23 protein-coding genes are annotated in these 22,373 nt (G+C 59.2%); 7 read left to right on the top strand and 16 right to left on the bottom strand.

All coding sequences use genetic code 11. The features are described from left to right. The first annotated feature begins 209 nt into the window (after positions 1–209). Both KHO07_RS08630 and KHO07_RS08625 read left to right on the top strand, forming a co-directional pair. Positions 210–932, top strand: coding sequence for a 1-acylglycerol-3-phosphate O-acyltransferase (locus KHO07_RS08630; protein WP_212626920.1), 723 nt, complete (start codon positions 210–212; stop codon positions 930–932). Between the two features lie 173 nt (positions 933–1,105). Continuing rightward, on the top strand, positions 1,106–2,077 hold the full coding sequence (locus KHO07_RS08625) for a magnesium and cobalt transport protein CorA (protein WP_150735347.1): 972 nt from the start codon (positions 1,106–1,108) through the stop codon (positions 2,075–2,077). Positions 2,078–2,161: 84 nt separating this feature from the next. On the opposite strand, the gene KHO07_RS08620 is transcribed toward KHO07_RS08625, so the two are convergent. From KHO07_RS08620 to KHO07_RS08610, 3 genes are all read right to left on the bottom strand, one after another. Then, positions 2,162–2,884, bottom strand: a complete 723-nt coding sequence (locus KHO07_RS08620) for an amidotransferase (protein WP_150735346.1) — start codon at positions 2,882–2,884, stop codon at positions 2,162–2,164. Between the two features lie 93 nt (positions 2,885–2,977). After that, positions 2,978–5,122 carry a 3-hydroxyacyl-CoA dehydrogenase NAD-binding domain-containing protein gene (locus KHO07_RS08615; RefSeq protein ID WP_212626919.1) on the bottom strand — a complete coding sequence of 715 codons (2,145 nt, stop codon included), beginning with the start codon at positions 5,120–5,122 and terminating at the stop codon, positions 2,978–2,980. 24 nt (positions 5,123–5,146) lie between these two features. Beyond that, entirely contained in the window at positions 5,147–6,352 is a 1,206-nt protein-coding gene (locus tag KHO07_RS08610) for an acetyl-CoA C-acetyltransferase (protein WP_212626918.1), read from the bottom strand. Between the two features lie 292 nt (positions 6,353–6,644). Here KHO07_RS08610 and KHO07_RS08605 point away from each other — a divergent pair, with 292 nt between their 5' ends. Together KHO07_RS08605 and KHO07_RS08600 are read left to right on the top strand one after the other, a co-directional pair. Next, on the top strand, positions 6,645–6,848 hold the full coding sequence (locus KHO07_RS08605) for a hypothetical protein (protein ID WP_139315795.1): 204 nt from the start codon (positions 6,645–6,647) through the stop codon (positions 6,846–6,848). A gap of 97 nt (positions 6,849–6,945) precedes the next feature. Then, entirely contained in the window at positions 6,946–7,767 is an 822-nt protein-coding gene (locus KHO07_RS08600; protein ID WP_150735343.1) for a cytochrome c, read from the top strand. Positions 7,768–7,890: 123 nt separating this feature from the next. Here KHO07_RS08600 and KHO07_RS08595 read toward each other — a convergent pair whose 3' ends face one another. The 9 genes from KHO07_RS08595 to KHO07_RS08555 form a co-directional block, all read right to left on the bottom strand. Beyond that, on the bottom strand, positions 7,891–8,700 hold the full coding sequence (locus KHO07_RS08595) for a transglutaminase family protein (protein WP_212626917.1): 810 nt from the start codon (positions 8,698–8,700) through the stop codon (positions 7,891–7,893). Next, positions 8,697–9,647, bottom strand: a complete 951-nt coding sequence (locus KHO07_RS08590) for an alpha-E domain-containing protein (RefSeq protein ID WP_075948695.1) — start codon at positions 9,645–9,647, stop codon at positions 8,697–8,699. The genes KHO07_RS08595 and KHO07_RS08590 overlap by 4 nt, the downstream gene beginning before the upstream one ends. 12 nt (positions 9,648–9,659) lie before the next feature. Continuing rightward, positions 9,660–11,069 (bottom strand): circularly permuted type 2 ATP-grasp protein, encoded by a 1,410-nt coding sequence (locus KHO07_RS08585; protein ID WP_075948696.1) that lies wholly within the window; start codon positions 11,067–11,069, stop codon positions 9,660–9,662. 374 nt (positions 11,070–11,443) lie between these two features. After that, a complete protein-coding gene (locus KHO07_RS08580) occupies positions 11,444–11,788 on the bottom strand; it encodes a ribonuclease E inhibitor RraB (RefSeq protein WP_075948697.1) in 345 nt (114 codons plus the stop codon). A gap of 214 nt (positions 11,789–12,002) precedes the next feature. After that, a complete protein-coding gene (locus KHO07_RS08575) occupies positions 12,003–12,236 on the bottom strand; it encodes a hypothetical protein (protein ID WP_150735341.1) in 234 nt (77 codons plus the stop codon). Between the two features lie 151 nt (positions 12,237–12,387). Next, positions 12,388–12,579, bottom strand: coding sequence for a PLDc N-terminal domain-containing protein (locus KHO07_RS08570; RefSeq protein ID WP_075948699.1), 192 nt, complete (start codon positions 12,577–12,579; stop codon positions 12,388–12,390). Between the two features lie 82 nt (positions 12,580–12,661). Then, positions 12,662–13,192 carry a hypothetical protein gene (locus KHO07_RS08565; protein ID WP_150735340.1) on the bottom strand — a complete coding sequence of 177 codons (531 nt, stop codon included), beginning with the start codon at positions 13,190–13,192 and terminating at the stop codon, positions 12,662–12,664. Between the two features lie 126 nt (positions 13,193–13,318). Next, a complete protein-coding gene (locus KHO07_RS08560; protein WP_212626916.1) occupies positions 13,319–13,837 on the bottom strand; it encodes an ankyrin repeat domain-containing protein in 519 nt (172 codons plus the stop codon). 95 nt (positions 13,838–13,932) lie between these two features. Continuing rightward, a complete protein-coding gene (locus tag KHO07_RS08555; RefSeq protein WP_212626915.1) occupies positions 13,933–15,771 on the bottom strand; it encodes a long-chain-acyl-CoA synthetase in 1,839 nt (612 codons plus the stop codon). Between the two features lie 344 nt (positions 15,772–16,115). Here KHO07_RS08555 and KHO07_RS08550 point away from each other — a divergent pair, with 344 nt between their 5' ends. After that, positions 16,116–16,394, top strand: coding sequence for a DUF3509 domain-containing protein (locus tag KHO07_RS08550; protein ID WP_075948703.1), 279 nt, complete (start codon positions 16,116–16,118; stop codon positions 16,392–16,394). 91 nt (positions 16,395–16,485) lie between these two features. Here the strand turns inward: KHO07_RS08550 and KHO07_RS08545 are convergent, their stop codons facing one another. The 3 genes from KHO07_RS08545 to aroC all read right to left on the bottom strand — a co-directional run bounded on the left by KHO07_RS08545 (position 16,486) and on the right by aroC (position 19,405). Next, positions 16,486–17,031 (bottom strand): acireductone dioxygenase, encoded by a 546-nt coding sequence (locus tag KHO07_RS08545; RefSeq protein ID WP_212626914.1) that lies wholly within the window; start codon positions 17,029–17,031, stop codon positions 16,486–16,488. A 102-nt stretch (positions 17,032–17,133) separates the two neighbouring features. Beyond that, positions 17,134–18,285 (bottom strand): MFS transporter, encoded by a 1,152-nt coding sequence (locus KHO07_RS08540; RefSeq protein ID WP_150735336.1) that lies wholly within the window; start codon positions 18,283–18,285, stop codon positions 17,134–17,136. 28 nt (positions 18,286–18,313) lie between these two features. Then, a complete protein-coding gene (gene aroC / locus KHO07_RS08535; protein WP_150735335.1) occupies positions 18,314–19,405 on the bottom strand; it encodes a chorismate synthase in 1,092 nt (363 codons plus the stop codon). Positions 19,406–19,534: 129 nt separating this feature from the next. On the opposite strand from aroC, the gene KHO07_RS08530 reads away from it, so the two are divergent. After that, complete coding sequence (locus KHO07_RS08530; RefSeq protein WP_212626913.1) at positions 19,535–20,488, top strand: alpha/beta fold hydrolase; 954 nt, start codon at positions 19,535–19,537, stop codon at positions 20,486–20,488. A gap of 98 nt (positions 20,489–20,586) precedes the next feature. Further along, on the top strand, positions 20,587–21,378 hold the full coding sequence (locus tag KHO07_RS08525) for a hypothetical protein (protein ID WP_150735333.1): 792 nt from the start codon (positions 20,587–20,589) through the stop codon (positions 21,376–21,378). A 60-nt stretch (positions 21,379–21,438) separates the two neighbouring features. On the opposite strand, the gene prmB is transcribed toward KHO07_RS08525, so the two are convergent. Then, the gene (gene prmB / locus KHO07_RS08520; protein ID WP_150735332.1) at positions 21,439–22,347 is read right to left on the bottom strand and encodes a 50S ribosomal protein L3 N(5)-glutamine methyltransferase; all 909 of its coding nucleotides are present in this window, start codon (positions 22,345–22,347) and stop codon (positions 21,439–21,441) included. Positions 22,348–22,373: the final 26 nt, after the last annotated feature.

The raw sequence follows: 22,373 nt of genomic DNA, 5'->3' as shown, positions 1-22,373 counted from the left end.
AACCTGCGTTAGCGAAAAGCCCGACCGTCGTGTCGGGCTTTTTCGTACGGGCGCTGGCGAAAAGCCTGCGAGCGCTCTAGAACACGTCTTACCCGAGATTCAGAAACATGTGCTCAAACATCGGCCATCTTCCGCCTATATAGCGGCAATTGCCGAAAACAGTGCACATCCGTACACTGCGCCACCTTTTGTCCCGGTGGGGCCTGAAAATGCTGTTTGTTTTACGTATGTCATTGATGAGCCTGCACTTTATTGTGGCGGGTGTGCTGGGCGTGATTCTCGGCCTGTGTCGCCCGTTCAATCCGGACAACAGTCGGCTGTGCGCACGCCTCTATGCGTGGCCAGCAATGTGCATTTTGCGTTTGCGGGTGAAGGCCGACGTCGGCCCGTTGATGGATAAACCCGACAGCTGCGTGATCATCGCCAACCACCAGTCCAACTACGACCTGTTCGTCTTCGGCAACGTCGTGCCTCGCCGGACCGTGTGCATCGGCAAGAAGAGCCTCAAATGGGTGCCGCTGTTCGGTCAGTTGTTCTGGCTGGCCGGTAACGTGTTGATCGACCGTGGCAATGCGCAGAAGGCGCGCCAGTCGATGTTGACCACCACCCACACCCTGCAAAACGAAGACACCTCGATCTGGGTGTTCCCGGAAGGCACGCGAAATTTGGGCGAAGAGTTGTTGCCGTTCAAGAAAGGCGCGTTCCAGATGGCCATTGCCGCGGGTGTGCCGATCGTGCCGGTGTGTGTCAGCAGTTACGTCAAACACATGCGATTGAACCGCTGGCGCAGTGGGAAAATTCTGATCCGTTCGCTGCCGGCGATTCCAACCGCGGGTTTGAGCCTGGATGACATGCCGATGCTGATGGCCCAGTGTCGCGAACAGATGCGTGAGTGCATCGACTCGATGGACCGGCAACTGCAAGCCGCTTAAAACAAAACCCGCCCTGTGCGGGTTTTCTTTTGCCTGTGGATTTTTACCAGCGAACTCCGCAGATTTCACTGATTCTCAGTCACTAGACAAGGCTAAGCTGGACACTGCCTGCCACGGCCTTCTTTAGTTTGAGAAAGCGATCAATAAAAGCTGCCGATAAGTGAACCAAGACCATGGGTAGAGTTGTTGCTGCTGCGGTTTACAGCGCTGGAAAGAAAGTCACCAACATCACCCTCGACGAAGGTGCGGCCTGGGCAGCAAAGCCAGGTCACTTTGTCTGGATCGGCCTTGAAGAGCCGAATGCAGAAGAACTGTTCAATCTGCAACGACAGTTCAACCTGCATGAACTGGCCATCGAAGATGCCCTTGAAAAACACAGCCGGCCAAAACTTGAAACCTTTGGCGATGCATTGTTCATCGTCACGTATTCGCCGATTCGCGAAGACGGCAAACTCAAGTTCATCGAAACCCATATTTTTGCCGGCAATGGCTACATCATTACCGCGCGCAATGGTCACTCGGCGTCCTACGCCTATGTCCGCCAACGTTGTGAGGCGCGTCCGTTGTTGCTGGAGCATGGGGAAGATTTCGTCCTCTATGCCATCCTCGATTTCGTGATTGAGAACTATCAGCCAGTGGGCGAAGCGATCCATGACGAGATCGATGAGCTGGAACGCAATGTGATGTGCGGTTCGCTGAACGAGCGCGATATTCAAAGACTCCACAGCCTGCGCCGAGATGTGCTGCGCTTGCGCCGATATGCGGCGCCGATGGTGGAAATTGGCGAGGAACTGCAAAGGCTCAGCTTTCCGTTCATCGACAAGAACATGCGTCCGTACTTCCGCGATGTGCAGATTCATGTGACACGTCAAATGGAAGACCTGACGACCCTGGCCGATATCGCCAGTCAGACCATCGAGGTCGGGGTGTTGCTGGAGGCGTCACGGCAAAGTGTGGTGCAGCGCAAGTTTGCCGCGTGGGCAGCGATTCTGGCGTTCCCGACGGCGGTGGCGGGGATTTACGGGATGAACTTCCAGAACATGCCCGAGCTGACCTGGCATTACGGGTACTTCGCCGTACTGGGGTTTATTACGGTGGGTTGCGTGAGTTTGTGGGCGAGTTTCAAGAAGTCGGGTTGGCTTTAGATCGTCGGCGAGTGCTTCGCACTCGATCGCGGGCAAGCCACGCTCCTACAGGTTTTGCGCCTGTGGGAGCGAGGTAGCAGCTGATTAAACGGTTTCTGGCTTGTGCGCCACAAAGCGCATCATCCACTCAGCCACCGTGGTGCCGTGGTGTTCACTGTCCAGGCTGGCGATGCCTTGCGAATACACCTGCTCGCCCAGCGCTTGCTGACGGATCTCCAGCAAGGCTCGGGAATAATCATGAATGAACTCCGGATGGCCCTGGAAGCACAGTACCTGATCGTTGATGTGGTACGCGGCAAACGGGCAGAAATCGCTGGAAGCAATCACCGTGGCGTTCTCCGGCAATGAGGTGACCTGGTCCTGATGGCTGATCAACAGGGTCAACTCTTCACGCACTGGACTCATCCACGGGGCCTTGGCGGCGAGTTTGTAGTTGTGCGTGCCGACGCCCCAGCCCTGGCTCGCGCGCTCGCTCTTGCCGCCGAGCAACAAGGCCAGCAACTGGTGGCCGAAACACACGCCCAACAGTTTGTCGCCGCGCTTGTAGCGGGTCAGCAGATAGTCCCTGAGGGTTTGAATCCACGGATCGGTGCCGAAGGAATCGGCCTTGCTGCCGGTGACCAGATAAGCGTCGAAGGTCAGGTCATCGCTCGGGTATTCACCCTGCACCACGTTGTAGACGGTGAAATCAGCGGCAATCGGTTGCTGCGAAAACAGGCGCTTGAACATCTGCCCGTAGCCCTGGTACTGGTCGACCAGTTCCGGACGCAGGTTGTCGGTTTCCAGAATGCAGATGCGTAACGACATAAAAAATACCTGACACGTGATGGGAATAATGCACACCCCAGAGCCTGCCTTGAAACACGGTATCAAGGCAAGCCCCGGTGCGTCACTTGCCCCTTAGAACGCCTCCCCTTTGGCAGCCTTTTCCAGCAGCAGCGCCGGTGGTGCGAAGCGCTCGCCGTATTGCCCGGCCAGGTACTGGGCGCGTGCGACGAAGTCCTTGACCCCGTACTGATTGATAAACTGCAACGCGCCGCCGGTCCAGGCAGCAAAGCCGATGCCGAAGATCGATCCGACGTTGGCATCCGCCGTCGAGGTCAGCACGCCCTCCTCCACGCAGCGCACGGTTTCGATGGCTTGCACGAACAGCAGGCGATCGCGTACGTCCTTCGGCGAAATCTGCCCATCGGCTTTTTCAAAGCGTGTTTTCAGTTCGGGCCACAGATGTTTCTGGCCCCCGGCCGGATACTCGTAAAAACCGCCCCCTGCCGCCTTGCCTGGCCGCTTGTATTCATTGAGCAACAAGTCAATCACGGCGAACGCCGGGTGCTCAATCAGCGGTTTCCCTTCTGCTTGAAGGTCTTTGGCGGTTTGCTGACGGATATGGCTCATCAGGCTGAGGGAAACTTCGTCAGAGATCGCCAGTGGCCCGACAGGCATGCCCGCCTTGCGCGCCTCGGTCTCGATCATCGGCGCGCTGACGCCTTCGCCAAGCATCGCGATACCTTCATTGGTGAAAGTGCCGAACACCCGCGACGTGAAGAAACCACGACTGTCGTTGACCACAATCGGGGTTTTCTTGATTTGCAGAACAAAATCGAAGCCACGCGCCAGGGTTTCATCGCTGGTATTGGCGCCCTTGATGATTTCCACCAACGGCATTTTTTCCACGGGGCTGAAGAAATGCAGACCGATGAACTTGCTCTGGTCCGGTACTGCCGTGGCGAGGCCGCTGATCGGCAGGGTTGAAGTATTGGACGCGATCACCGCATCCGCGCCGACGACATTCTGCGCGGCCAACGAGACCTTGGCTTTCAGTTCACGGTCTTCAAATACCGCTTCGATGATCAGGTCGCAGCCCGCCAGGTCGGCATCGCTTTCAGTGGGATGGATGCGCGCCAACACGGTTTCACGTTGCTCGACGCTCATCTGCCCGCGCGCCACTTTTTTGTCCAGCAGCGCAGCCGAGTGCGCCTTGCCCTTCTCGGCGGCCGCGAGGTTGATGTCCTTGAGCACCACGTCGATACCCGCCGACGCGCTGACAAACGCGATGCCTGCGCCCATCATCCCGGCGCCAAGCACGCCGACCTTGCTGGTTGCATAGGGCGCGAAACCCTGCGGTCGGGAACCGCCGGCATTGATTTCGTTGAGCTGGAACCAGAAGGTGCCAATCAGGTTCTTCGAGACCTGGCCGGTGGTCAGTTCGGTGAAATAGCGGGTTTCGATCAGGTGCGCAGTGTCGAAATCCACTTGCGCGCCTTCAACCGCCGCGCAGAGGATTTTCTCCGGTGCAGGCATCGTGCCCTGGGTTTTGCTGCGCAGGATCGACGGCGCAATCGCCAGCATCTGTGCAACTTTCGGGTTCGACGGCGTACCTCCGGGAATCTGATAGCCCTTCACATCCCAGCGTTGCGTCGCGCCGGGATTGGCAACAATCCATGCCCGCGCCTTGGCCAACAATTCATCATGGTCCGCGGCCAGCTCATCGATCAGCCCCGCTTGCAACGCCTGTTGTGGCCGAACTTTTTTGCCTTCAAGCAAGTACGGCAGGGCTTTTTCCAGGCCGAGCATGCGCACCATGCGCACCACCCCGCCACCACCCGGCAACAGGCCGAGGGTCACTTCCGGCAGGCCGAGTTGCACCGCCGGATGGTCCAGCGCCACCCGGTGATGGCAGGCCAGGCAGATTTCCCAGCCACCGCCGAGCGCCGCGCCGTTAATGGCGGCGACCACCGGTTTACCGAGGGTTTCCAGGGTACGCAGTTGGCCCTTGAGGGTCAGCACCATGTCGTAAAAGGCTTTGGCTTCGGGTTTGCCGACCTTGATCAGTTCATTGAGGTCGCCGCCGGCGAAGAAGGTTTTCTTGGCGGACGTGATGATCACGCCGGCGATGATGTCCTTGTCGCTCACCAGACGGGCGACACAATCGGCCATGGCTTCGCGATACACCGCGTTCATGGTGTTGGCGCTCTGGCCCGGCATGTCGATGGTCAGGACAACGATCTGGTCCTGGCCCTTTTCGTAACGAATGGCTTGGCTCATAAACAGGTTCCTTGAAGGCGAGGCTCAGAGGCGTTCGATGATGGTGGCAATGCCCATGCCGCCGCCGACACACAAGGTTGCGAGGCCATAACGCAAGCGCCGGGTTTCCAGTTCATCGAGCAAGGTGCCGAGAATCGCGCAACCGGTAGCGCCCAGCGGGTGGCCCATGGCGATAGAGCCGCCATTGACGTTGACCTTGTCCGGGTCGACGGCCATGTCCTTGATGAACTTCAACACCACCGAAGCGAAGGCTTCGTTGACCTCGAACAGGTCGATGTCTTCGACACGCAACCCGGCCTTGGCCAAGGCCTTGCGCGTCGCCGGCGCGGGGCCGGTGAGCATGATGGTCGGGTCGGTGCTGGTGACCGCCGTGGCGACGATCCGCGCCCGGGGCTGCAAGCCGAGCGCCCGGCCCTTGGCTTCGGAGCCGATCAACATCAAGGCTGCGCCGTCGACGATCCCGGAGCTGTTGCCCGGAGTGTGAACATGGTTGATCCGTTCCACATGGCTGTACACCCGCAGCGCCGTGGCGTCGAAGCCCATCTGGCCGATCATCTCGAAACTCGGCTTGAGCTTGGCCAGACCATCGAGGGTCGATTCGGCACGGATGAATTCATCATGATCGAGCAGGATGATGCCGTTCTGGTCCTGCACCGGTACCAGTGATTTGTTGAACGAACCATCGGCCCGCGCCCGCGCGGCTTTCTGCTGCGAGTGCAGAGCGTATGCATCGACGTCCTGACGGCTGAAGCCTTCGAGGGTGGCGATCAGGTCGGCGCCCACGCCTTGCGGAGTGAAGTGGCTGTGCAGATTGGTGGCAGGATCCAGCGCCCAGGCCCCGCCGTCGCTGCCCATCGGCACCCGCGACATCGACTCGACACCGCCAACGACCACCAGATCTTCGAAACCGGAACGCACCTTCATCGCCCCCAGGTTCACCGCTTCCAATCCGGAGGCACAGAATCGATTGATCTGCACGCCGGCCACGCTGACATCCCAATCGGCGACTTGAGTGGCGGTTTTGGCGATATCGGAGCCTTGATCGCCGATGGGCGTCACGCAGCCCAGCACCACGTCATCGACCTGACTGGTATCCAGCGCCGTCCGCTGTTGCAGCGCCGTGAGCAACCCCGCCACCAGGTTGACCGGTTTGACGCTGTGCAAGGCGCCATCGGCCTTGCCCTTGCCTCGGGGCGTGCGTAATGCGTCGAAAATCAAAGCTTGGGTCATGGCGTCCTCGATCTTGTTGTTGTCGATTTTTGATCTTTGAAGGTGCTCCCACCTTATTCCGAGCTGGCACGGATTCAATGACCGCAACGCTCAGTGGCGTTGACGCACACGCTCAGACGGACGGTCATCCAGGGCCCGGTGAACCGGTTCAGGACACGCAGGTGTCTAGCAAAAGGCCGCCCAAGAAGCTGGCAATAGGCCTCATGCCTTTTTGATAGCAATTTTTAAGGACACCATACTAAATGGATCTAAACCAAGCGTGACGCGGGCTCTAAGGTGAAGGTGTACGAAGTTGTCGTCGGGTTTTGCCGAGGCACTCGTCTTACAGGAAGTGCATCGCGCTGCCGTCATGGAGATATGCAGGCAGGCATCAGGAAATAACAAAAAAGGCGGTCAAGCCATGTTCAAACATTCGAAAGTTCGTCAAGCCGGGCTCATTCTCTTCGCCACCACATTGTTGTTAATCGTGCCGAACCTGACCAAGGTGATCGGCTGACTCACGCGCCAGAGTTGATTATCGCCACATCAAAAATGTGACTGGCTCGCTACCCGGGCCAGCGTGGCTGTGCCAATCTTTGCGGCACTTCCACGACATGGACGGCGATCCTTTGAAAACGCTCCTTCTGTTCGGGGCCTTGCTGCTCAGCACGCCTCTGTATGCCGCACAGCTCAACCTGGAGCTGGGCGCAGACAGCCGCACCTGGCAGACCGAGGAGCTGCTCAAGCATCCTCAAGCCCAGACCATCAATATTGCCAATGACGTTTCCTACAAACGTGACATGAGCTATCGCGCCGTGCCTTTGGCGGCGTTGCTGACCGGCATCAAGCCTGACGATCACCTGCAAGCCGTGGCGCTTGACGGCTTTGCCGCTGAACTGGCGGCTGCGCCTCTGCTCAACACCGAGGGGGCTCGCGCCTGGCTGGCGATTGAAGACCCCGCCAAGCCGTGGCCGCCCCTCTCCGCAGGCAAGCACAGCGCCGGGCCGTTTTATCTGGTCTGGACCGACCCACGGGCGGGCAACATCAGCCCGGAACAATGGCCGTTCGAAGTCGCCAGCATCAAGCGCATGGCACCGGTGGCCGAGCGCTTCCCGGCCCTGCTGCCGGACCCGGCCTTAAAGGCCGACGATCCAGTCAATAAGGGCTTCGCGTTGTTTCAGAAGAACTGTCTGGCCTGCCATCGATTGAACGGTGCCGGAGACGCGCAGTTCGGGCCTGACCTGAACATTCCGTACAACCCGACCGAATATTTTGGTGCGGACTTCCTCAAGCGCTACATCCGCGATCCGCAGAGTTTGCGCCAATGGCCGCAAGCGAAGATGCCGGGGTTTTCGGCCGAGGTCTTGCCGGATGAGGATCTGGGGATGTTGGTGGGGTATTTGAAACACATGGCCGGGCGCAAGGTTAAGCCCTGAGACACTCCGCTCTGTAGGAGCTGGCTTGCCAGCGATAGCGGTCTGGCATCCAACATTGATGTCGACTGTGATGACCTCATCGCTGGCAAGCCAGCTCCTACAAGAGATGTGCGGTGATCGTTACTACTGCTGCTGAACTGAAATCACCGGTGCCGGCGACGGGGTCACCAGGACCTTGGCGTGCATCTGCTCACACCCGCCGCCCCGGCGCATCCCGCGCACCGGACAGGCATCCAGATAATCCAGGCCCACCGCCAGTTTCAGGTGACGTTCCGGCCGCGCCAGTTCGTTGGTCACGTCGAAGCTGTACCAGGCGTCATCGAGCCAGGCTTCAGCCCAGGCGTGACTGGCCAGGTGTTCACTGTTCTCGCTGTACAGATACCCCGACACATACCGCGCCGGAATGCCCAGGCTACGCGTGCAGGCAAGGAATGCATGGGTGTGGTCCTGGCACACGCCAGAACGCCCGGCGAAGGCCTGGGCGGCGCTGGTGTCCACTTCGGTGGAACCCGGCGTGTAGGTCATGTGCTGGTTGAGGCCGTGCATCAAGTCGATCAGCGCCGTGCGGTCCCGGCGTTGCTTGCATTCCTTTTCGGCGAACGCGCGCAAAGCCTGGTCAGCCTCGGTCAGACGGGTAAATCGCAAAAACGGCAGCGCCGACTGGCTCTCGTGCTCGGCTTCGCGCAGCTCATCGATATCGACCTGACCACGGGCGCCGATGATGATCGCCTCGTGAGGCTCGTCCATGGTCAGCACATGCAGAATGTTGCCGAACGGATCGAGTTGCGCGCGCACCGGACGCGGCAGGTCGAGCTGCCAGCTGAGTACATGTTGGCGCTCGCTGTCGTGGGGCGTCAGTCGCAAATACTGGATGCTCGCCCGCACCTGATCTTCGTAGTGATAGGTGGTCTCGTGGCTTATGGAAAGTCTCATGCAGCCTCCAGGTAGGAACTGTGAATCGCGTTGCCCAACTGGCGCACCAGCGGGATGAACTCGGTCAGCCAGGCGTGCAGGCCTTCGTCGAGAATTTCGTTGATGCCGGTGTAGCGCAGACGCGCGTCTATTTCCGCCGCCATACGTTGCGCGGGACGGCCGTTGGCCCCCGGCAACTGGGCGAGGATCTGGTCGATTTCTTCGGTGCAGGCACGCAGGGAACGCGGGACATCTGCCCGCAACAACAGCAATTCCGCTACATGCCGCGCGCCGGGAGCGTCACGGTAAATCTCGGTGTAGGCCTCGAAGGAAGAGAGAGCCCGCAGTAGCGCACTCCACTGGTAATAAGCGTGCGCCGTGCCGTCACTGACCGCTTCGGCTTGATCACCGGCCATTTCGTAACGGGCGTCGAGCAGGCGCAACGTGTTGTCGGCCCTTTCGATGAACGTGCCCAGACGGATGAAGCGAAAGGCGTCGTTACGCATGATGGTGCCGTAGGACGCGCCCCGGAACAGGTGGGAACGTTCCTTGATCCACTCGCAGAAACGACTCATGCCGTAACGGCTGAGGCCCTGTTCGGCGATGCCGCGAATTTCCAGCCAGGTGGCATTGATGTTTTCCCACATGTCGGCGGTGATTCGCCCACGCACCGCATGAGCACTCGCCCGCGCCGCGCCGAGACAACTGTAGATGCTGGCCGGGTTGGCCGCGTCCAGGGCGAAGAAATGCAGCAACCGCTCGGCGTGCAATTCGCCGTGGCGTTCGAGGTAATCGTCCAGCGTGCCGGTAATCAACAGCGGCATGGCCAGTTCGTGCAAGCCGTTGCCACGGCCATCCTGTGGCATCAGTGACAGCGAGTAACTGATGTCGAGCATCCGTGCGAGGTTTTCCGCCCGCTCCAGGTAGCGCGACATCCAATACAAATCCGAGGCAGTTCTACTTAGCATGACAGGCTTCCTTCAATCCTCGACCACCCAGGTGTCCTTGGTTCCGCCACCCTGGGAGGAATTCACCACCAGGGAGCCTTCGCGCAGGGCGACACGGGTCAAACCGCCGGGCACGACCCGGGTTTCACGGCCTGACAATACAAACGGACGCAGATCGATATGCCGCGGTGCGATACCGTTTTCGACAAACGTCGGACAGGTCGACAGCGACAGGGTCGGTTGTGCGATATAGGCGTGGGGCTTGGCAATGATGCGTGCGCGAAAGGACTCGATTTCCGCCGCCGTCGCCGCCGGCCCCACCAGCATTCCGTAACCGCCGGAGCCTTGGGTTTCCTTGACTACCAGTTCTGGAAGATTGGCCAGCACGTGGGAAAGTTCAGAAGGATTACGGCACTGCCACGTAGGAACGTTCTTGAGAATCGGCTCTTCATCCAGGTAGAAGCGAATCATGTCAGTCACGAACGGATACACCGATTTGTCGTCCGCCACCCCCGTGCCGATGGCATTGGCCAGCACCACGTTGCCGGAACGGTAGGACGACAGCAGCCCAGGTACGCCGAGCATCGAATCCGGATTGAACGCCAGCGGATCGAGGAAGGCATCGTCGAGGCGACGGTAGATCACGTCGACGGCTTTGGGGCCGTCGGTGGTGCGCATGTAGACCTTGTCGTCGCGCACGAACAAATCCGCGCCTTCGACCAGTTCCACGCCCATTTCCCGTGCCAGGAACGCATGTTCGAAGAACGCGCTGTTGAATCGTCCCGGGGTCAGTACCACAACGCTCGGGTTGTCGATCGGGCTTGAGCTTTTCAGGGTGTCGAGCAACAGGTTCGGGTAGTGGTCGATGGGGGCAATCCGTTGTGCCGCGAACAGCTCGGGGAACAGGCGCATCATCATCTTGCGGTCTTCGAGCATGTAGCTGACGCCGCTCGGGGTCCGCAGGTTGTCTTCGAGCACGTAGTACGTGCCGTCGCCGTCGCGCACCAGATCGACGCCGGAGATGTGCGAATAGATATCGCGGTGCAGATCCAGGCCCTGCATCGCCAACTGGTATTGCTCGTTGGCCAGCACCTGTTCGGCTGGAATGATCCCGGCCTTGATGATGCGTTGCTCGTGGTAAAGGTCGGCGAGGAACATGTTCAACGCCTTGACCCGCTGGATGCAACCGCGCTCGACCACTCGCCATTCGCTGGCGGGGATGCTTCGGGGAATGGTGTCGAAGGGAATCAGGCGCTCTGTCCCCTGCTCATCACCGTAGAGCGTGAAAGTAATCCCGGCGCGATGAAATAACAGATCGGCCTCGCGTCGCCGTTGTGCCAAAAGCTCGTCAGGCGTTTCGGCCAGCCAACGGGCAAACTCCCGATAATGCGGGCGGACCTGGCCGCCGGCATCGTACATCTCATCAAAATAGGTGCGGATCATGCCGTACTCCTTGTCACCCGGACATGCAGGCCTTCGCAAGGCCCGTGCCATCGGCATAAACGCTTTGATATCAATCGGTTGGATATTCAACGCGGACACACCGCACCAATCCTGTGCGGCAAACGCCCCAACCTGATCGCCCCCGCTTCATTGCAAGGCGTTGTTGTCGCCTATCACCAGCATAGTCAGAGTTGATTTCACTGCCCGGTCAGCACTGGGGATAATCCGTGCATTCGCTGAAAAGCTCACCGAACTTCCCTTTAGCCGCCCGTTTTGGGCGGCTTTTTTTTGCCTTTCTGAAATGTTGTGAATCAAAAACAAAAACGGCCAACCCAAAGGTCAGCCGTTGCTGATGCTTGTTACTGTTCATAGCGTTATGCGAGTCGCCCTCGTACCTCCTGCTTGACACCCCAGCCTTCAATGATGCCGCCCAATGGCTCGACCACCGCTTCGAAACCCTGTTCGAAATCGCCGATGTCATCGTAAGTGGCGTACATCACTTTGCTCAGTTCGAGCGCCCATGCGCCGTCGTCGCGCACACTGATTTGCGCATTCAGCGATTCACCATGATGAAATTGACGTGCCGCCCTGCGTGCCCGCTCCTCGTCCGGGAAAATGGCGTAGAACTCGATGGGATGGAACCGTGAAAAATCAAAACCGCCTTCTTTCATGCGGCGCAGCACACTGCTGCTGATGTCTTCTTGATGGGCTGTGCTCATGAAACGTCCTCCTCAAACTGATGGATAGACTTTCCGTACTCCCTGACGCACGCGACCCGAGGGTGCGAGCGATTCGGCAACCGATGTGCCGACGGGAAACAAGCATGGAGCTGACAAGACCAGACCTTAGCGATCCATTCGCTGATCTCGATTGCAGATTAGCCCCAAGATAGAGCTGCTGCCAAGGCCTGGTTGTGAATGAGACAGGAGGTGTTCAGATTGGCGTGATGCCGAGGATTTGAATGCTGTTCTGGGCTTTCAGGTTTTTCACGCTGGCGTCAGTGGTTCGCCCTTCGAAATCGTTCAGATCCAGCTTCGCGGCGACAGGAAGGAAACGTTCCTTGATGAGTTTGGCGGCCTGCTCATGGCTCGGGCATTCCTCGCACTCGAAGATTTCGTCGACGGTTTCACCGTGATCATCCACGAAAGTGACTTTCCAGTTGGACATCGGAGTCTCCTCGATCAAACCCGCAAATGGGCTTACAACTATCTCGACCTGGGTAGCTGGCTAATCGTTCCCCTGGATCAACTGCCGTCCAGACGGCAGGAGCGAGCAGGCTCGCTCCTGCCGGGGAAATGCGTCGGGCTTGAGAACCCGGTCAGATTCTGACATTCCCCCGCGGTCCCGCAATCGCCCAAATGATCAGGCCCAAAACCGGCAGCAACAGGATCAATAGCACCCAGAGGACTTTCATCCCGGTCTCGGAGCCACTTTTCAGTACATTGATGATGGCCCAGATATCCAGGGCAAGAATGATCAGGCCTACCAGGCTGTTAAAGGTGGAACCCATGGTGACGCTCCTGAAGAGTGGTATGCCCCCTTAGGATAGCCGGCCATGGCCAGGGTTCCCTTTTATTGACAGCTTTGTGGCCTCAGACGTGAATGGCCACTTTCAACGCTTCGAGGGATGGCGCCGCTGCGATGCCGACTTCGGCGCACAGCTCCAGCACCCGTGGCAGGTCATTGCCGTAAACCAGCACCACTTGCAACTCGTCGTCCAGCAATTGGCTGAAGTTCATCAGCGTATAACCGCCGTTTTCCTTGTTCAGGCTGCTCATCTGCACCTGGATGCGATTGAGCGCGGTCAGCGCTTCGGTCTTGGCCAGTTGTTTGGGCTTGAGGTTGAAATCGACCCCAGGGCCAAACGAGGCGACGATCTGTGCGAACAGGTCCACGTAGGTGTCGGCCTGGAACAGCACGGTTTCCGGCAGGCTGCCGACGACGACCCACTCGCCCAACGGGATCGGGAAGGTTTCGTCGTAGTTGATGTCCGGGTTGGCTGTCAGAAAACCCTCTGGATCCGCGTAGGCCTGGGCCGCTTCGTCAGCGACTTTCTGGATTTCGTCATCGCCCATGCACCCGGAGCTGATTTTGCTGATGAGTTCGACGAGTGCGGCTTTCATGGGGTAGATCCTGTAGCGAGGGAATTTTGAGGTGCGAAGGATAACCGCAAAAACCAAAAAGATCGCAGCCTTCGACAGCGCCTACCTAAAGGGTGCTGTCGAAGCTTGCGATCTTTCGCAGGCCTATCAGCCCAGCAGTTTTTCCAGCTGCGCGATGGTGTCGGTAGCGCCCAATGTCTTGGCGGCATCGAGCGCGGTAATGCCATTGGCGTCCTTGGCTTTCGGGTCGGCACCTTTGCTGATCAGGTAATCGACGACTTCAACGCGGTTGAACATCGCGGCCATCATCAGCGCCGTGCGGCCGTCGAATGACGAGCCTTCCACCTGCGCGCCGCCTTCAACCAACGCCTTGATCACCGCCAGGTCACCCTTGAACGCGGCGCCGGCAATCGGGCTTTGCCCGTTGTCATTGCGGACTTCCGGATCGGCCTTGTGTTCGAGCAAGACTTTCACGGTATCGACATGGCCGTGATACGCGGCCAGCATCAGCAAGGTGTCGCCCTTGTGGTTGCGCAGGTTCGGCGGCAGGCCTTTGCTCAGCAGCGCAGCCATCATGGCCGCATCGCCCTCGCGCGCCTTGTTGAATACCTGTTCGGCAAACTCGGCAGCTTCTTCGGGGGTCATCTGGCGGCTTTTGTCGGACATTGGGCACTCCATTGTGTCATTCGTAAAAGCCGACAGTTTCCCGAGCAGCCCCGACACTGTCACTTCTTTTTTCTGATGCGAGCCTATAGCCACATTCAATAACGATACTTGCCAGCCTGAATGTCCGCTAGCACCTGCTCGGTGACCTGCACGTAAGTGTCGGTGCCGGGCAGCCAGGCGTAAATCGGGTCATCACCGGTTCTGCCCGGGTCGAACGCTTCGTCCTTGAGCCGGGTTTTCTGGTACTTGAAAGTCCCGGTGGTCTCCATTTTCACTTTCACCCGCAGGAACAACGGCACCGCGTAGGCCGGCATGTGCTGGCGGACAAAAGCCAGCAGTTCGCTAAAGTCCAGGGTTGCCAATGACTCCGCCGGCGTGATCGCGGCCATCCCGGCGCGGCCGTTGGTGTTGCGGATTTCTACGCCGTAGGCGACCGCTTCGGAAATAGGCGGGTACTGCAGGAGGATGTTCTCGACCTCGGTGGTTGAGACGTTCTCGCCCTTCCAGCGGTAGGTGTCTCCCAAGCGATCGACAAACTGGGCGTGCCCGAAACCGATGTTGCGCAGCAGATCTCCGGTGTTGAAGTATCGGTCGCCTTTCTCGAACACATCGTGAAGGACGACTTTCTCGGTTTTCTGCGGATCGGTGTAGCCGTCCAGCGGTGCCTTGTCGTCGATTTTGGCCAGCAACAAGCCCTGCTCGCCCTTGCCGACCTTGCGCATGAAGCCGTTGGTGCCACGGGTCGGCGCACCACTGTCGTGGTCATACGCCGCCAACTCCCACGACATCAGGGAAAAACCGACGGTGTTGTCGAAGTTCAGAATGTTAGTGAAACCGATATTGCCGTCACTGGCGGCATAGAGTTCGCAGATGTGATCCACGGCGAAGCGTGTCTTGAACTCAGTCCATGCGCCGGGGCGCAGACCGTTGCCGATCATTTTCCTGACCCCGTGTTTGCCGTCGTCGGCACTGGGCGGTTGATCGACCAGGTAACGGCACAACTCGCCCACGTAACCGATGGTCGTCGCCCGGTACTTGTGCACGTCGTTCCAGAATTGGCTGGCGCTGAATTTGCGGCGGATGGCGAAACCCGAAGCGCCGCTGACGGCCGAGCCCCAGCACACGCATAAACCGGTGGCGTGATACAGCGGCAAGGTGCAATAGACGACATCCTCGGGACGCATATCCAGCGCGATCATCCCGAAGCTGGCGGAGCTGCGCATCCAGCGCCCATGCTTGAACACCCCGGCCTTGGGCAACCCCGTGGTGCCGGAGGTGTAAATGTAGAAACAAGGGTCGTCGAAAAAAATCTGCTGGCTGCTGGCGGGGTTTTCACTGTTGGCGTCGATGCTGGCAGTCATCAGATTGATGAACCCCTGCGGAGCGATTCCCGGATGACTCCAGGTGTCTTGATCGGCGACAAACCAGGTGCGCGCCGAATCGATCGACACTTGCTCGCGCACCGCCAGGAACGCCGGGACCAACTCCTCGCCAACGACGATGGCAGCCGGTTTCACCAGGTTTACGCTGTGTACGAGGGTGTCACGGGTTTGCGAGGTATTGAGCAACGCCGTGATCGCGCCAACCTTGGCCACTGCCAGGATCGTCACCAGCAATTCCGGGCGATTCTCGATGAACACCGCCACCACGTGGCCCTTGACGATGCCTTGCTCGATCAGATGGTGGGCAATGCGATTGGCCCATTGATTGACCTGTGCATAAGTCAGCGCAACGTCGCCGTGCAGCAATGCCGGACCATCAGGGTTGCGCAAAGTGGCCTGCTCGAAACTCCACCCCAGGCCACACGGTTGGGTCGGGTCCTTGACGTTGGCCACCTTCATCCCCTTCACCACGCGCGGAATGGCTTTGGCTATGGAGGGCAGCTTGCGGAGCATCATGCCCCAGGTAATCGTGTCGCTTGGCGTGTGGCTCATATCTGCTCCCGTTCGATCTTTTTATTGTCGGGCGGCGTTGATTGAGCCCGAAAATACGTCAACGGTTCTTGAGCTGTACACGCGGTTTTTGAAATGTTTTGTATCCGCACCCGTGCCGGGGGAATGCGGGAGCACCTGCCTGGGCAATGGTTCCATCCGATTGCCGAGGAACCTGCAAAATGCAGGATGCACGATGGCCCTTCATGCAAATTGCACGGAAGTGAAAAAACTAAAAATATCTAACTAGCTGTTTTTAAAGGAATTTTAAAACACGAGGGTGCTGGCACAATCACTGCAACTCTCTCCACATGCTTGCCATTCAAGAGCTAACGGAGCTGATAGACATGAGCCTGATCCAAGAAAAATTTTCGTCCTTGTTCTCCAACTTCGAAGTTGCCACCCAGCCTCGCCCTGACGGTGGAATTCTGCTGACCCTGCGCGGTGGTGAAGGCAGAGAGTTCAAACGCTCGATTTCCTACCAGCAATTGCACAATGGCGACCAACTGTCGTGGGTCATCAGCGCGATTCGCCGTGACCTTGCCGAACAGGCCAGTGAGCTGCCGCAAATTTCCATGTTGCAGAGCCAGCAACGGTTTGCGCTGCCGACTTATCATTCGCTGTAAACATTAAACACTGTGGGAGCGAGATTGCTCGCTTCCACAGGTTTATGCGGTGCTTGGAAGGTAGCGGGATTCACCCACGCTTCGAATCCTCTCAGTCCTCAAGACGCGGAAACTGCCCGGCAATCTTGTTGCCGGTGAAATTGGGTTCACGGCCTTGCGGGTTGTTGAACAGGTGGATGGTGACGAAATGCGGGCGTTCGCCCATGTCGAACCATTGCCTGGTACCGGCCGGCACCGAAATCAGGTCGTTTTTCTCGCAGAGCACGGCGTAGACGTAATCGTCGATGTGCAGAGTAAACAGGCCACGGCCGGCGACGAAAAATCGTACGTCATCTTCCTCAAGGCGATGCTCTTCGAGTAACTGCACGCGCAGTTCTTCCACTTGCGGATGCTCGCTGGTGACGCTGAGCACATCGACGTTGATGTAGCCGCGCTCGGTCATCAGCTTGTCGATGGGTTGCTGGTAGGCGCCGATCAGCTCTTCCTGGCTCGCACCGGGCTGGATTTTCGCAGCGGCTTGCCAGCGGTCGAAACGCACGCCGTGCTCGGCCAGGGTCGACTGAATGTCTTCGAGATGGGTCAGCACCTTGTTGGGAATCTCGGGGCTGGAGACGTGATAGACGGACAGGCTGCTCATCAGGGCAACTCCTTAACGGTTAAGAGCGAGCGTGTCTTCAACTCGCACTCGAACAAAAATTCAAAAGCCTCGTTTGCCGGGGGAAGCTGTTCACAGGACGGCTCATGGCCTGTCCTCTTGCATCCGTGTGGCAATGATAACGGCTGCCGCGACGGCGGCGAGACTGGCAATACTAAAGGTCCATGCCGCGCCGAGGGCATTCCAGCTGTAGCCGGAATACAACGCGCCCATGGCGCCGCCCGTGCCGGCGAGCGCGGCATATAACGCTTGGCCCTGCCCTTGCTGGCGCGCACCGAAACTGCGTTGCACGAAGGCAATGGCGGCGGCGTGAAAGCTGCCGAACGTCGCCGCGTGCAAGACCTGGGCAAACAGCAGCACCCAGAGAAACTCGGCCAGCGAGCCGAGCAGCAGCCAACGCAGCGCCGCCAGCAGAAAACTCGCCAGCAATACCCGGCGCAGCGAGAAACGCGCAAGGATTCTGCTCATGGCCATGAACATCAACACTTCTGCCACCACACCAACGGCCCACAGCATGCCGATCACGCCGCGGCCGTAGCCCAGACGCTCAAGGTGAAGGGTCAGAAAGGTGTAATACGGCCCGTGACTCATCTGCATCAACGCTACGCTGCCGTAAAAGGCCAGCACGCCGGGGCTGCGCAGCTGCTTGAGAAACCCTTCCCCCGCCACCCGATTGCCCGGTGCCGGCTGGGCGTTCGGCACCCACAGGCTGCTCAGGACGATGCCGGCCATAATCAGCACCAGCGCCGCCGGGTAGATGTCCAGGCTCAGCCATTCAAACAGACGCCCCAGTACAACCACCGTAATGATGAAACCGATGGAGCCCCACAGGCGAATCTGGCTGTAGCGCGAAGTCTGCCCCTGCAGATGTGCCAGGGTGATGACTTCAAACTGCGGCAGCACCGCGTGCCAGAAGAACGCGTGCAGCGCCATGACCATCGCCAGCCAGGCGTAGCTCTTGCTGACGAAAATCAGTGAGAAGGTGAGCAATGTGCACACCGCGCCGAAACGCACGATGGCCAGTCGCCGACCGGTGTAGTCACCCAGCCAGCCCCAGATGTTCGGCGCTACGCAGCGCATCAGCATCGGGATTGCCACCAGCTCGCCGATGCGCGCCGCGGAAAATCCCAGGTGATCGAAGTACAGCGCCAGAAACGGCGCTGTCGAACCGAGCAAGGCGAAATAGAACAGATAGAAACTGGAGAGCCGCCAGTACGGGAGCGCCGCCGCAACCATCAGATTGCAGCGGCCGTGAGGTCAGCCATTAAAGCTGACCCAGCACCGGCGTGCTCACGCGCACGTCGGCGTTCTGCCCGCGGTGACGCAGCAGATGGTCCATCAGCACGATGGCCATCATCGCTTCGGCGATTGGTGTGGCGCGGATGCCGACGCACGGGTCGTGACGGCCCTTGGTGATCACGTCCACCGGGTTGCCATGAATGTCGATGGATCGACCCGGCGTGGTGATGCTGGATGTCGGCTTCAATGCCAGATGCGCAACGATCGGCTGACCGGACGAAATACCGCCGAGAATGCCGCCCGCGTTGTTGCTGAGGAAGCCTTGCGGGGTCATTTCGTCGCGATGCTCGGTGCCACGCTGGGCGACGCTGGCGAAACCGGCGCCGATTTCCACGCCTTTGACCGCGTTGATGCTCATCAGCGCGTGGGCCAGTTCAGCGTCGAGGCGGTCGAAGATCGGCTCGCCGAGGCCCGGCATCACGCCTTCGGCGACCACGGTGATCTTCGCACCGACCGAATCCTGGTCGCGGCGCAGCTGATCCATATACGCTTCCAGCTCCGGCACTTTGTCCGGGTCGGGGCTGAAGAAGGCGTTTTCTTCGACCGAATCCCAGGTCTTGAACGGGATTTCAATCGGGCCGAGCTGGCTCATGTAGCCGCGAATGACGATGCCTTGGGACGCCAGGTATTTCTTGGCAATCGCTCCGGCCGCCACGCGCATCGCAGTTTCCCGCGCCGAGCTGCGACCGCCGCCGCGATAATCGCGCTCGCCGTATTTGTGGTGGTAGGTGTAGTCGGCGTGGGCCGGGCGGAACAGGTCCTTGATCGCCGAGTAGTCCTTGGACTTCTGGTCGGTGTTGCGGATCAACAGGCCGATGGCGCAACCGGTGGTGCGACCTTCGAACACGCCGGAGAGGATTTCGACTTCGTCGGCTTCCTGGCGCTGGGTGGTGTGGCGGCTGGTGCCGGGCTTGCGGCGATCCAGGTCGTGCTGCAGATCTTCAAGGGAGATCTCCAGGCCCGGCGGGCAGCCATCGACAATGGCGACCAACGCCGGACCATGGCTTTCGCCCGCGGTGGTGACAGTGAACAGCTTGCCGTAGGTATTGCCGGACATGCAGGACGCTCCGTGAAATCGAACCCAAATACGTAATGCGCGCCAGTATACGCAGGCTACCCAAGTAGTTCATCCTCGAACCTTATGGGTGTCTGTTAGTCCAACCGGCATCTTGATGATGATGGCGTGATGATGCTGCGAGTTTTACTTTTGACCCTTACCTTGTTTACAGGCTTCGCCCAGGCCACCGTCCTGCAACGGCCGATCTCGTTGGACACCGGCACCGGAGAGCTTTTCGGCTCGCTGCTGCTGCCAAAATCCGACACGCCGGTACCGGTTGTCCTGATCATTTCCGGCTCCGGTCCTACGGATCGTGACGGAAACAACCCCGATGGCGGGCGCAACGACAGCCTTAAACGGTTGGCGTGGGTGCTGGCCAAACACAACATCGCCAGTGTGCGCTACGACAAACGCGGCGTGGCGGCGAGCCTGGCGGCCACGCCGGATGAGCGCAATCTGACGCTGGATGCCTATGTTTCCGACGCCGAAGCCTGGGGCCGCAAGCTCAAGACCGATCCGCGTTTCGGCAAACTGATTCTTCTCGGTCATAGCGAAGGCGCCTTGATCGCCAGCCTCGCCGCGCCGAGCGTCGATGCGACGGCCGTGATTTCCATGTCCGGCAGCGCCCGGCCGGTTGATCAGGTCATTCGCCAACAATTGAGCAATCGCCTGCCGCCAGCGCTGATGCTGCGCAGCAATGAACTGCTCGACAGCCTCAAGGCCGGCAAGGTCGACGACAACGTGCCGCCGCAACTCCAGGTGATTTTCCGTCCAAGTGTGCAGCCCTACCTGATTTCCCTGTTCCGCCAGGACCCGGCCGCTGCGTTCGCAAAACTGAAAATGCCGGCGCTGATCATTCAGGGCAGTAATGACATTCAGGTCGGAGTCAACGACGCCCGTCTGCTCAAGGCCGCCAAACCGGACGCCGAGCTGGCGCTGATCGAAGGCATGAACCACGTCATGCGCATCGTGCCCAACGACGTCAAACGGCAATTGGCTTCCTATAAAGATCCGAATTTGCCACTGGCGGCCGAGTTGGGCGCGAAAATCTTCGAGTTTATTGACGGACTTCGCTCCAGTTGAGCGATGTTGCACTCCAGTCCTGAAAAAAACGGCCGATAAGCCTTTGTCGCCAGCGCAATGACTGGTGACACGTTGAGCTTGGACAGGATCGCGCCGTTATGACTGATACCCAGACTTCACCCGTCGACACCGCTGAAAAAGACGCACCGCCAGCGGTTGAGCTGCCATGGGCGGACGTCAACGTCGAGCACCATAAAATGCTCCGTCTGGCACCGTTGCAGACCGATCGCAGTACGGGTGGCCGTCCCCTGCGCTTTGTCGAATTCGGCTATGCCGAACGCAATGACAAGCAGCGCAGCCTGATGCGCATGAGCATCACCCTGCCCGCCCAGCGTGTGCGCAAGGAACAGAATCATCTGGACGTGTGGGTCGATCACACCGAAAAAAGCGTGCATTTCGGCCCGGACAGCGGCTTGCAGATCGAGCCGATGAACCGCGGCATCGGCCGCTTCATGGCCGCCCAAGGCATCGCTTGGGCGAAAAAGCGCTGGCCCGGCTACACCGTCGACGGCGTTGACCTGAACAACAAGGACGCACTGAACGAAGACACGCGCCTGCGCCGCGATCATTTTTTACGGGTGCACGGGTTTGATGTGGTCTACGCCGACGCCCAACATTTGAAGGGCAGCGTCAAAGACGTGCGGGTCGGCGATCTGTTGAGTGACTGGAACACGGAAAAACTGCAGATCGTGGAAATTCTTGAAGCAGCACAGATGCTCCAGCAGGCCGAACAGAACCTGGCCGAGCAGGAAGTAAAGCTCAAGAAGCACGAAGAGAAAGTCAGCAAGTACAAGCGTGAAGACGCCGGGCTGCGCTTCACGATCACCTGTCTGGTGGCGTTTGCAGTGTTTCAGGCGGGGCTGTTGATCTGGATTGCTACGCACCGCTGATAGGCCGGCAGGGACCCATCTGTGGCGAGGGAGCTTGCTCCCTCACCACAATGTTTAAGGTCAGACGCGGGAAGCGAATAGTGCCTGATGGTCGCGGCACTGCTCGGCCGTCAGCATGAACACGCCATGCCCGCCCCGCTCGAACTCCAGCCAGGCGAAGTCCACTTCCGGGTACAACGCCTCGACGTGAACCTGGCTGTTGCCCACTTCGACAATCAGCAAGCCCTTCTCGGTCAAATGGTCCGCCGCTTCGGCGAGCATGCGCCGCACCAGGTTCAAACCATCGTCACCGCAGGCCAGCCCCAGTTCCGGTTCGTGCTGGTATTCATCCGGCATGTCGGCGAAGTCTTCGGCATCGACATACGGCGGGTTCGACACGATCAGGTCGAAACGCTGGCCCGGCAAACCATCAAATCCATCGCCCTGTACGGTGTAGACCCGCTCATCAACGCCGTGACGTTCGATGTTCTGGTTGGCCACTTCCAGCGCTTCGAACGACAGATCCGCCAGCACCACCTCGGCGTTCTGGAACTCGTAGGCGCAGGCGATACCGATGCAACCGGAACCGGTGCACAGGTCGAGAATCCTTGCAGGCTCAGTGCCCAGCCATGGCGTGAAACGGTTTTCGATCAGCTCGCCAATCGGTGAACGCGGGATTAACACACGCTCGTCGACAATGAACGACATGCCACAGAACCAGGCTTCGCCCAGCAAGTAAGCGGTCGGCACGCGTTCTTCGATACGGCGCTTGAGCAACCGCTGCACGTGGACCAGTTCGTCTTCTTCCAGGTTGCAATCGAGATAGCTGTCGGCGATTTCCCACGGCAAGTGCAACGCACCCAACACCAGTTGACGGGCTTCGTCCCAGGCATTGTCGGTCCCATGGCCGAAAAACAGATCCTCCCCATGGAAGCGGCTGACGGCCCAACGGATATGGTCACGCAGGGTACGAAGGCGGGAAGTGATCACGACGGCAAACTCCAGAAAAATCGACT

Origin of the sequence: Pseudomonas sp. PP3, from assembly GCF_905336995.1 — a bacterium.
Taxonomy (GTDB): domain Bacteria; phylum Pseudomonadota; class Gammaproteobacteria; order Pseudomonadales; family Pseudomonadaceae; genus Aquipseudomonas; species Aquipseudomonas reinekei.
The sequence above is the reverse complement of the archived record's forward strand: the minus strand, read 5'-3'. Positions and strand labels throughout refer to the sequence as shown.

Excerpts from the sequence above, each read along its gene's own strand:
- KHO07_RS08620 (WP_150735346.1), bottom strand. The coding sequence starts at position 2,884 with ATGTCGTTACGCATCTGCATTCTGGAAACCGACAACCTGCGTCCGGAA.
- KHO07_RS08550 (WP_075948703.1), top strand. The coding sequence starts at position 16,116 with ATGAGCCTGATCCAAGAAAAATTTTCGTCCTTGTTCTCCAACTTCGAA.
- KHO07_RS08540 (WP_150735336.1), bottom strand. The coding sequence starts at position 18,285 with ATGGTTGCGGCGGCGCTCCCGTACTGGCGGCTCTCCAGTTTCTATCTG.
- KHO07_RS08590 (WP_075948695.1), bottom strand. The coding sequence starts at position 9,647 with ATGCTAAGTAGAACTGCCTCGGATTTGTATTGGATGTCGCGCTACCTG.
- KHO07_RS08560 (WP_212626916.1), bottom strand. The coding sequence starts at position 13,837 with ATGTCCGACAAAAGCCGCCAGATGACCCCCGAAGAAGCTGCCGAGTTT.
- KHO07_RS08630 (WP_212626920.1), top strand. The coding sequence starts at position 210 with ATGCTGTTTGTTTTACGTATGTCATTGATGAGCCTGCACTTTATTGTG.
- KHO07_RS08610 (WP_212626918.1), bottom strand. The coding sequence starts at position 6,352 with ATGACCCAAGCTTTGATTTTCGACGCATTACGCACGCCCCGAGGCAAG.
- aroC (WP_150735335.1), bottom strand. The coding sequence starts at position 19,405 with ATGTCCGGCAATACCTACGGCAAGCTGTTCACTGTCACCACCGCGGGC.
- KHO07_RS08545 (WP_212626914.1), bottom strand. The coding sequence starts at position 17,031 with ATGAGCAGCCTGTCCGTCTATCACGTCTCCAGCCCCGAGATTCCCAAC.
- KHO07_RS08530 (WP_212626913.1), top strand. The coding sequence starts at position 19,535 with ATGATGCTGCGAGTTTTACTTTTGACCCTTACCTTGTTTACAGGCTTC.
- KHO07_RS08555 (WP_212626915.1), bottom strand. The coding sequence starts at position 15,771 with ATGAGCCACACGCCAAGCGACACGATTACCTGGGGCATGATGCTCCGC.
- KHO07_RS08625 (WP_150735347.1), top strand. The coding sequence starts at position 1,106 with ATGGGTAGAGTTGTTGCTGCTGCGGTTTACAGCGCTGGAAAGAAAGTC.
- KHO07_RS08570 (WP_075948699.1), bottom strand. The coding sequence starts at position 12,579 with ATGGGTTCCACCTTTAACAGCCTGGTAGGCCTGATCATTCTTGCCCTG.
- KHO07_RS08595 (WP_212626917.1), bottom strand. The coding sequence starts at position 8,700 with ATGAGACTTTCCATAAGCCACGAGACCACCTATCACTACGAAGATCAG.
- KHO07_RS08615 (WP_212626919.1), bottom strand. The coding sequence starts at position 5,122 with ATGAGCCAAGCCATTCGTTACGAAAAGGGCCAGGACCAGATCGTTGTC.
- KHO07_RS08565 (WP_150735340.1), bottom strand. The coding sequence starts at position 13,192 with ATGAAAGCCGCACTCGTCGAACTCATCAGCAAAATCAGCTCCGGGTGC.
- KHO07_RS08585 (WP_075948696.1), bottom strand. The coding sequence starts at position 11,069 with ATGATCCGCACCTATTTTGATGAGATGTACGATGCCGGCGGCCAGGTC.
- KHO07_RS08525 (WP_150735333.1), top strand. The coding sequence starts at position 20,587 with ATGACTGATACCCAGACTTCACCCGTCGACACCGCTGAAAAAGACGCA.
- KHO07_RS08580 (WP_075948697.1), bottom strand. The coding sequence starts at position 11,788 with ATGAGCACAGCCCATCAAGAAGACATCAGCAGCAGTGTGCTGCGCCGC.
- KHO07_RS08575 (WP_150735341.1), bottom strand. The coding sequence starts at position 12,236 with ATGTCCAACTGGAAAGTCACTTTCGTGGATGATCACGGTGAAACCGTC.
- KHO07_RS08600 (WP_150735343.1), top strand. The coding sequence starts at position 6,946 with ATGGACGGCGATCCTTTGAAAACGCTCCTTCTGTTCGGGGCCTTGCTG.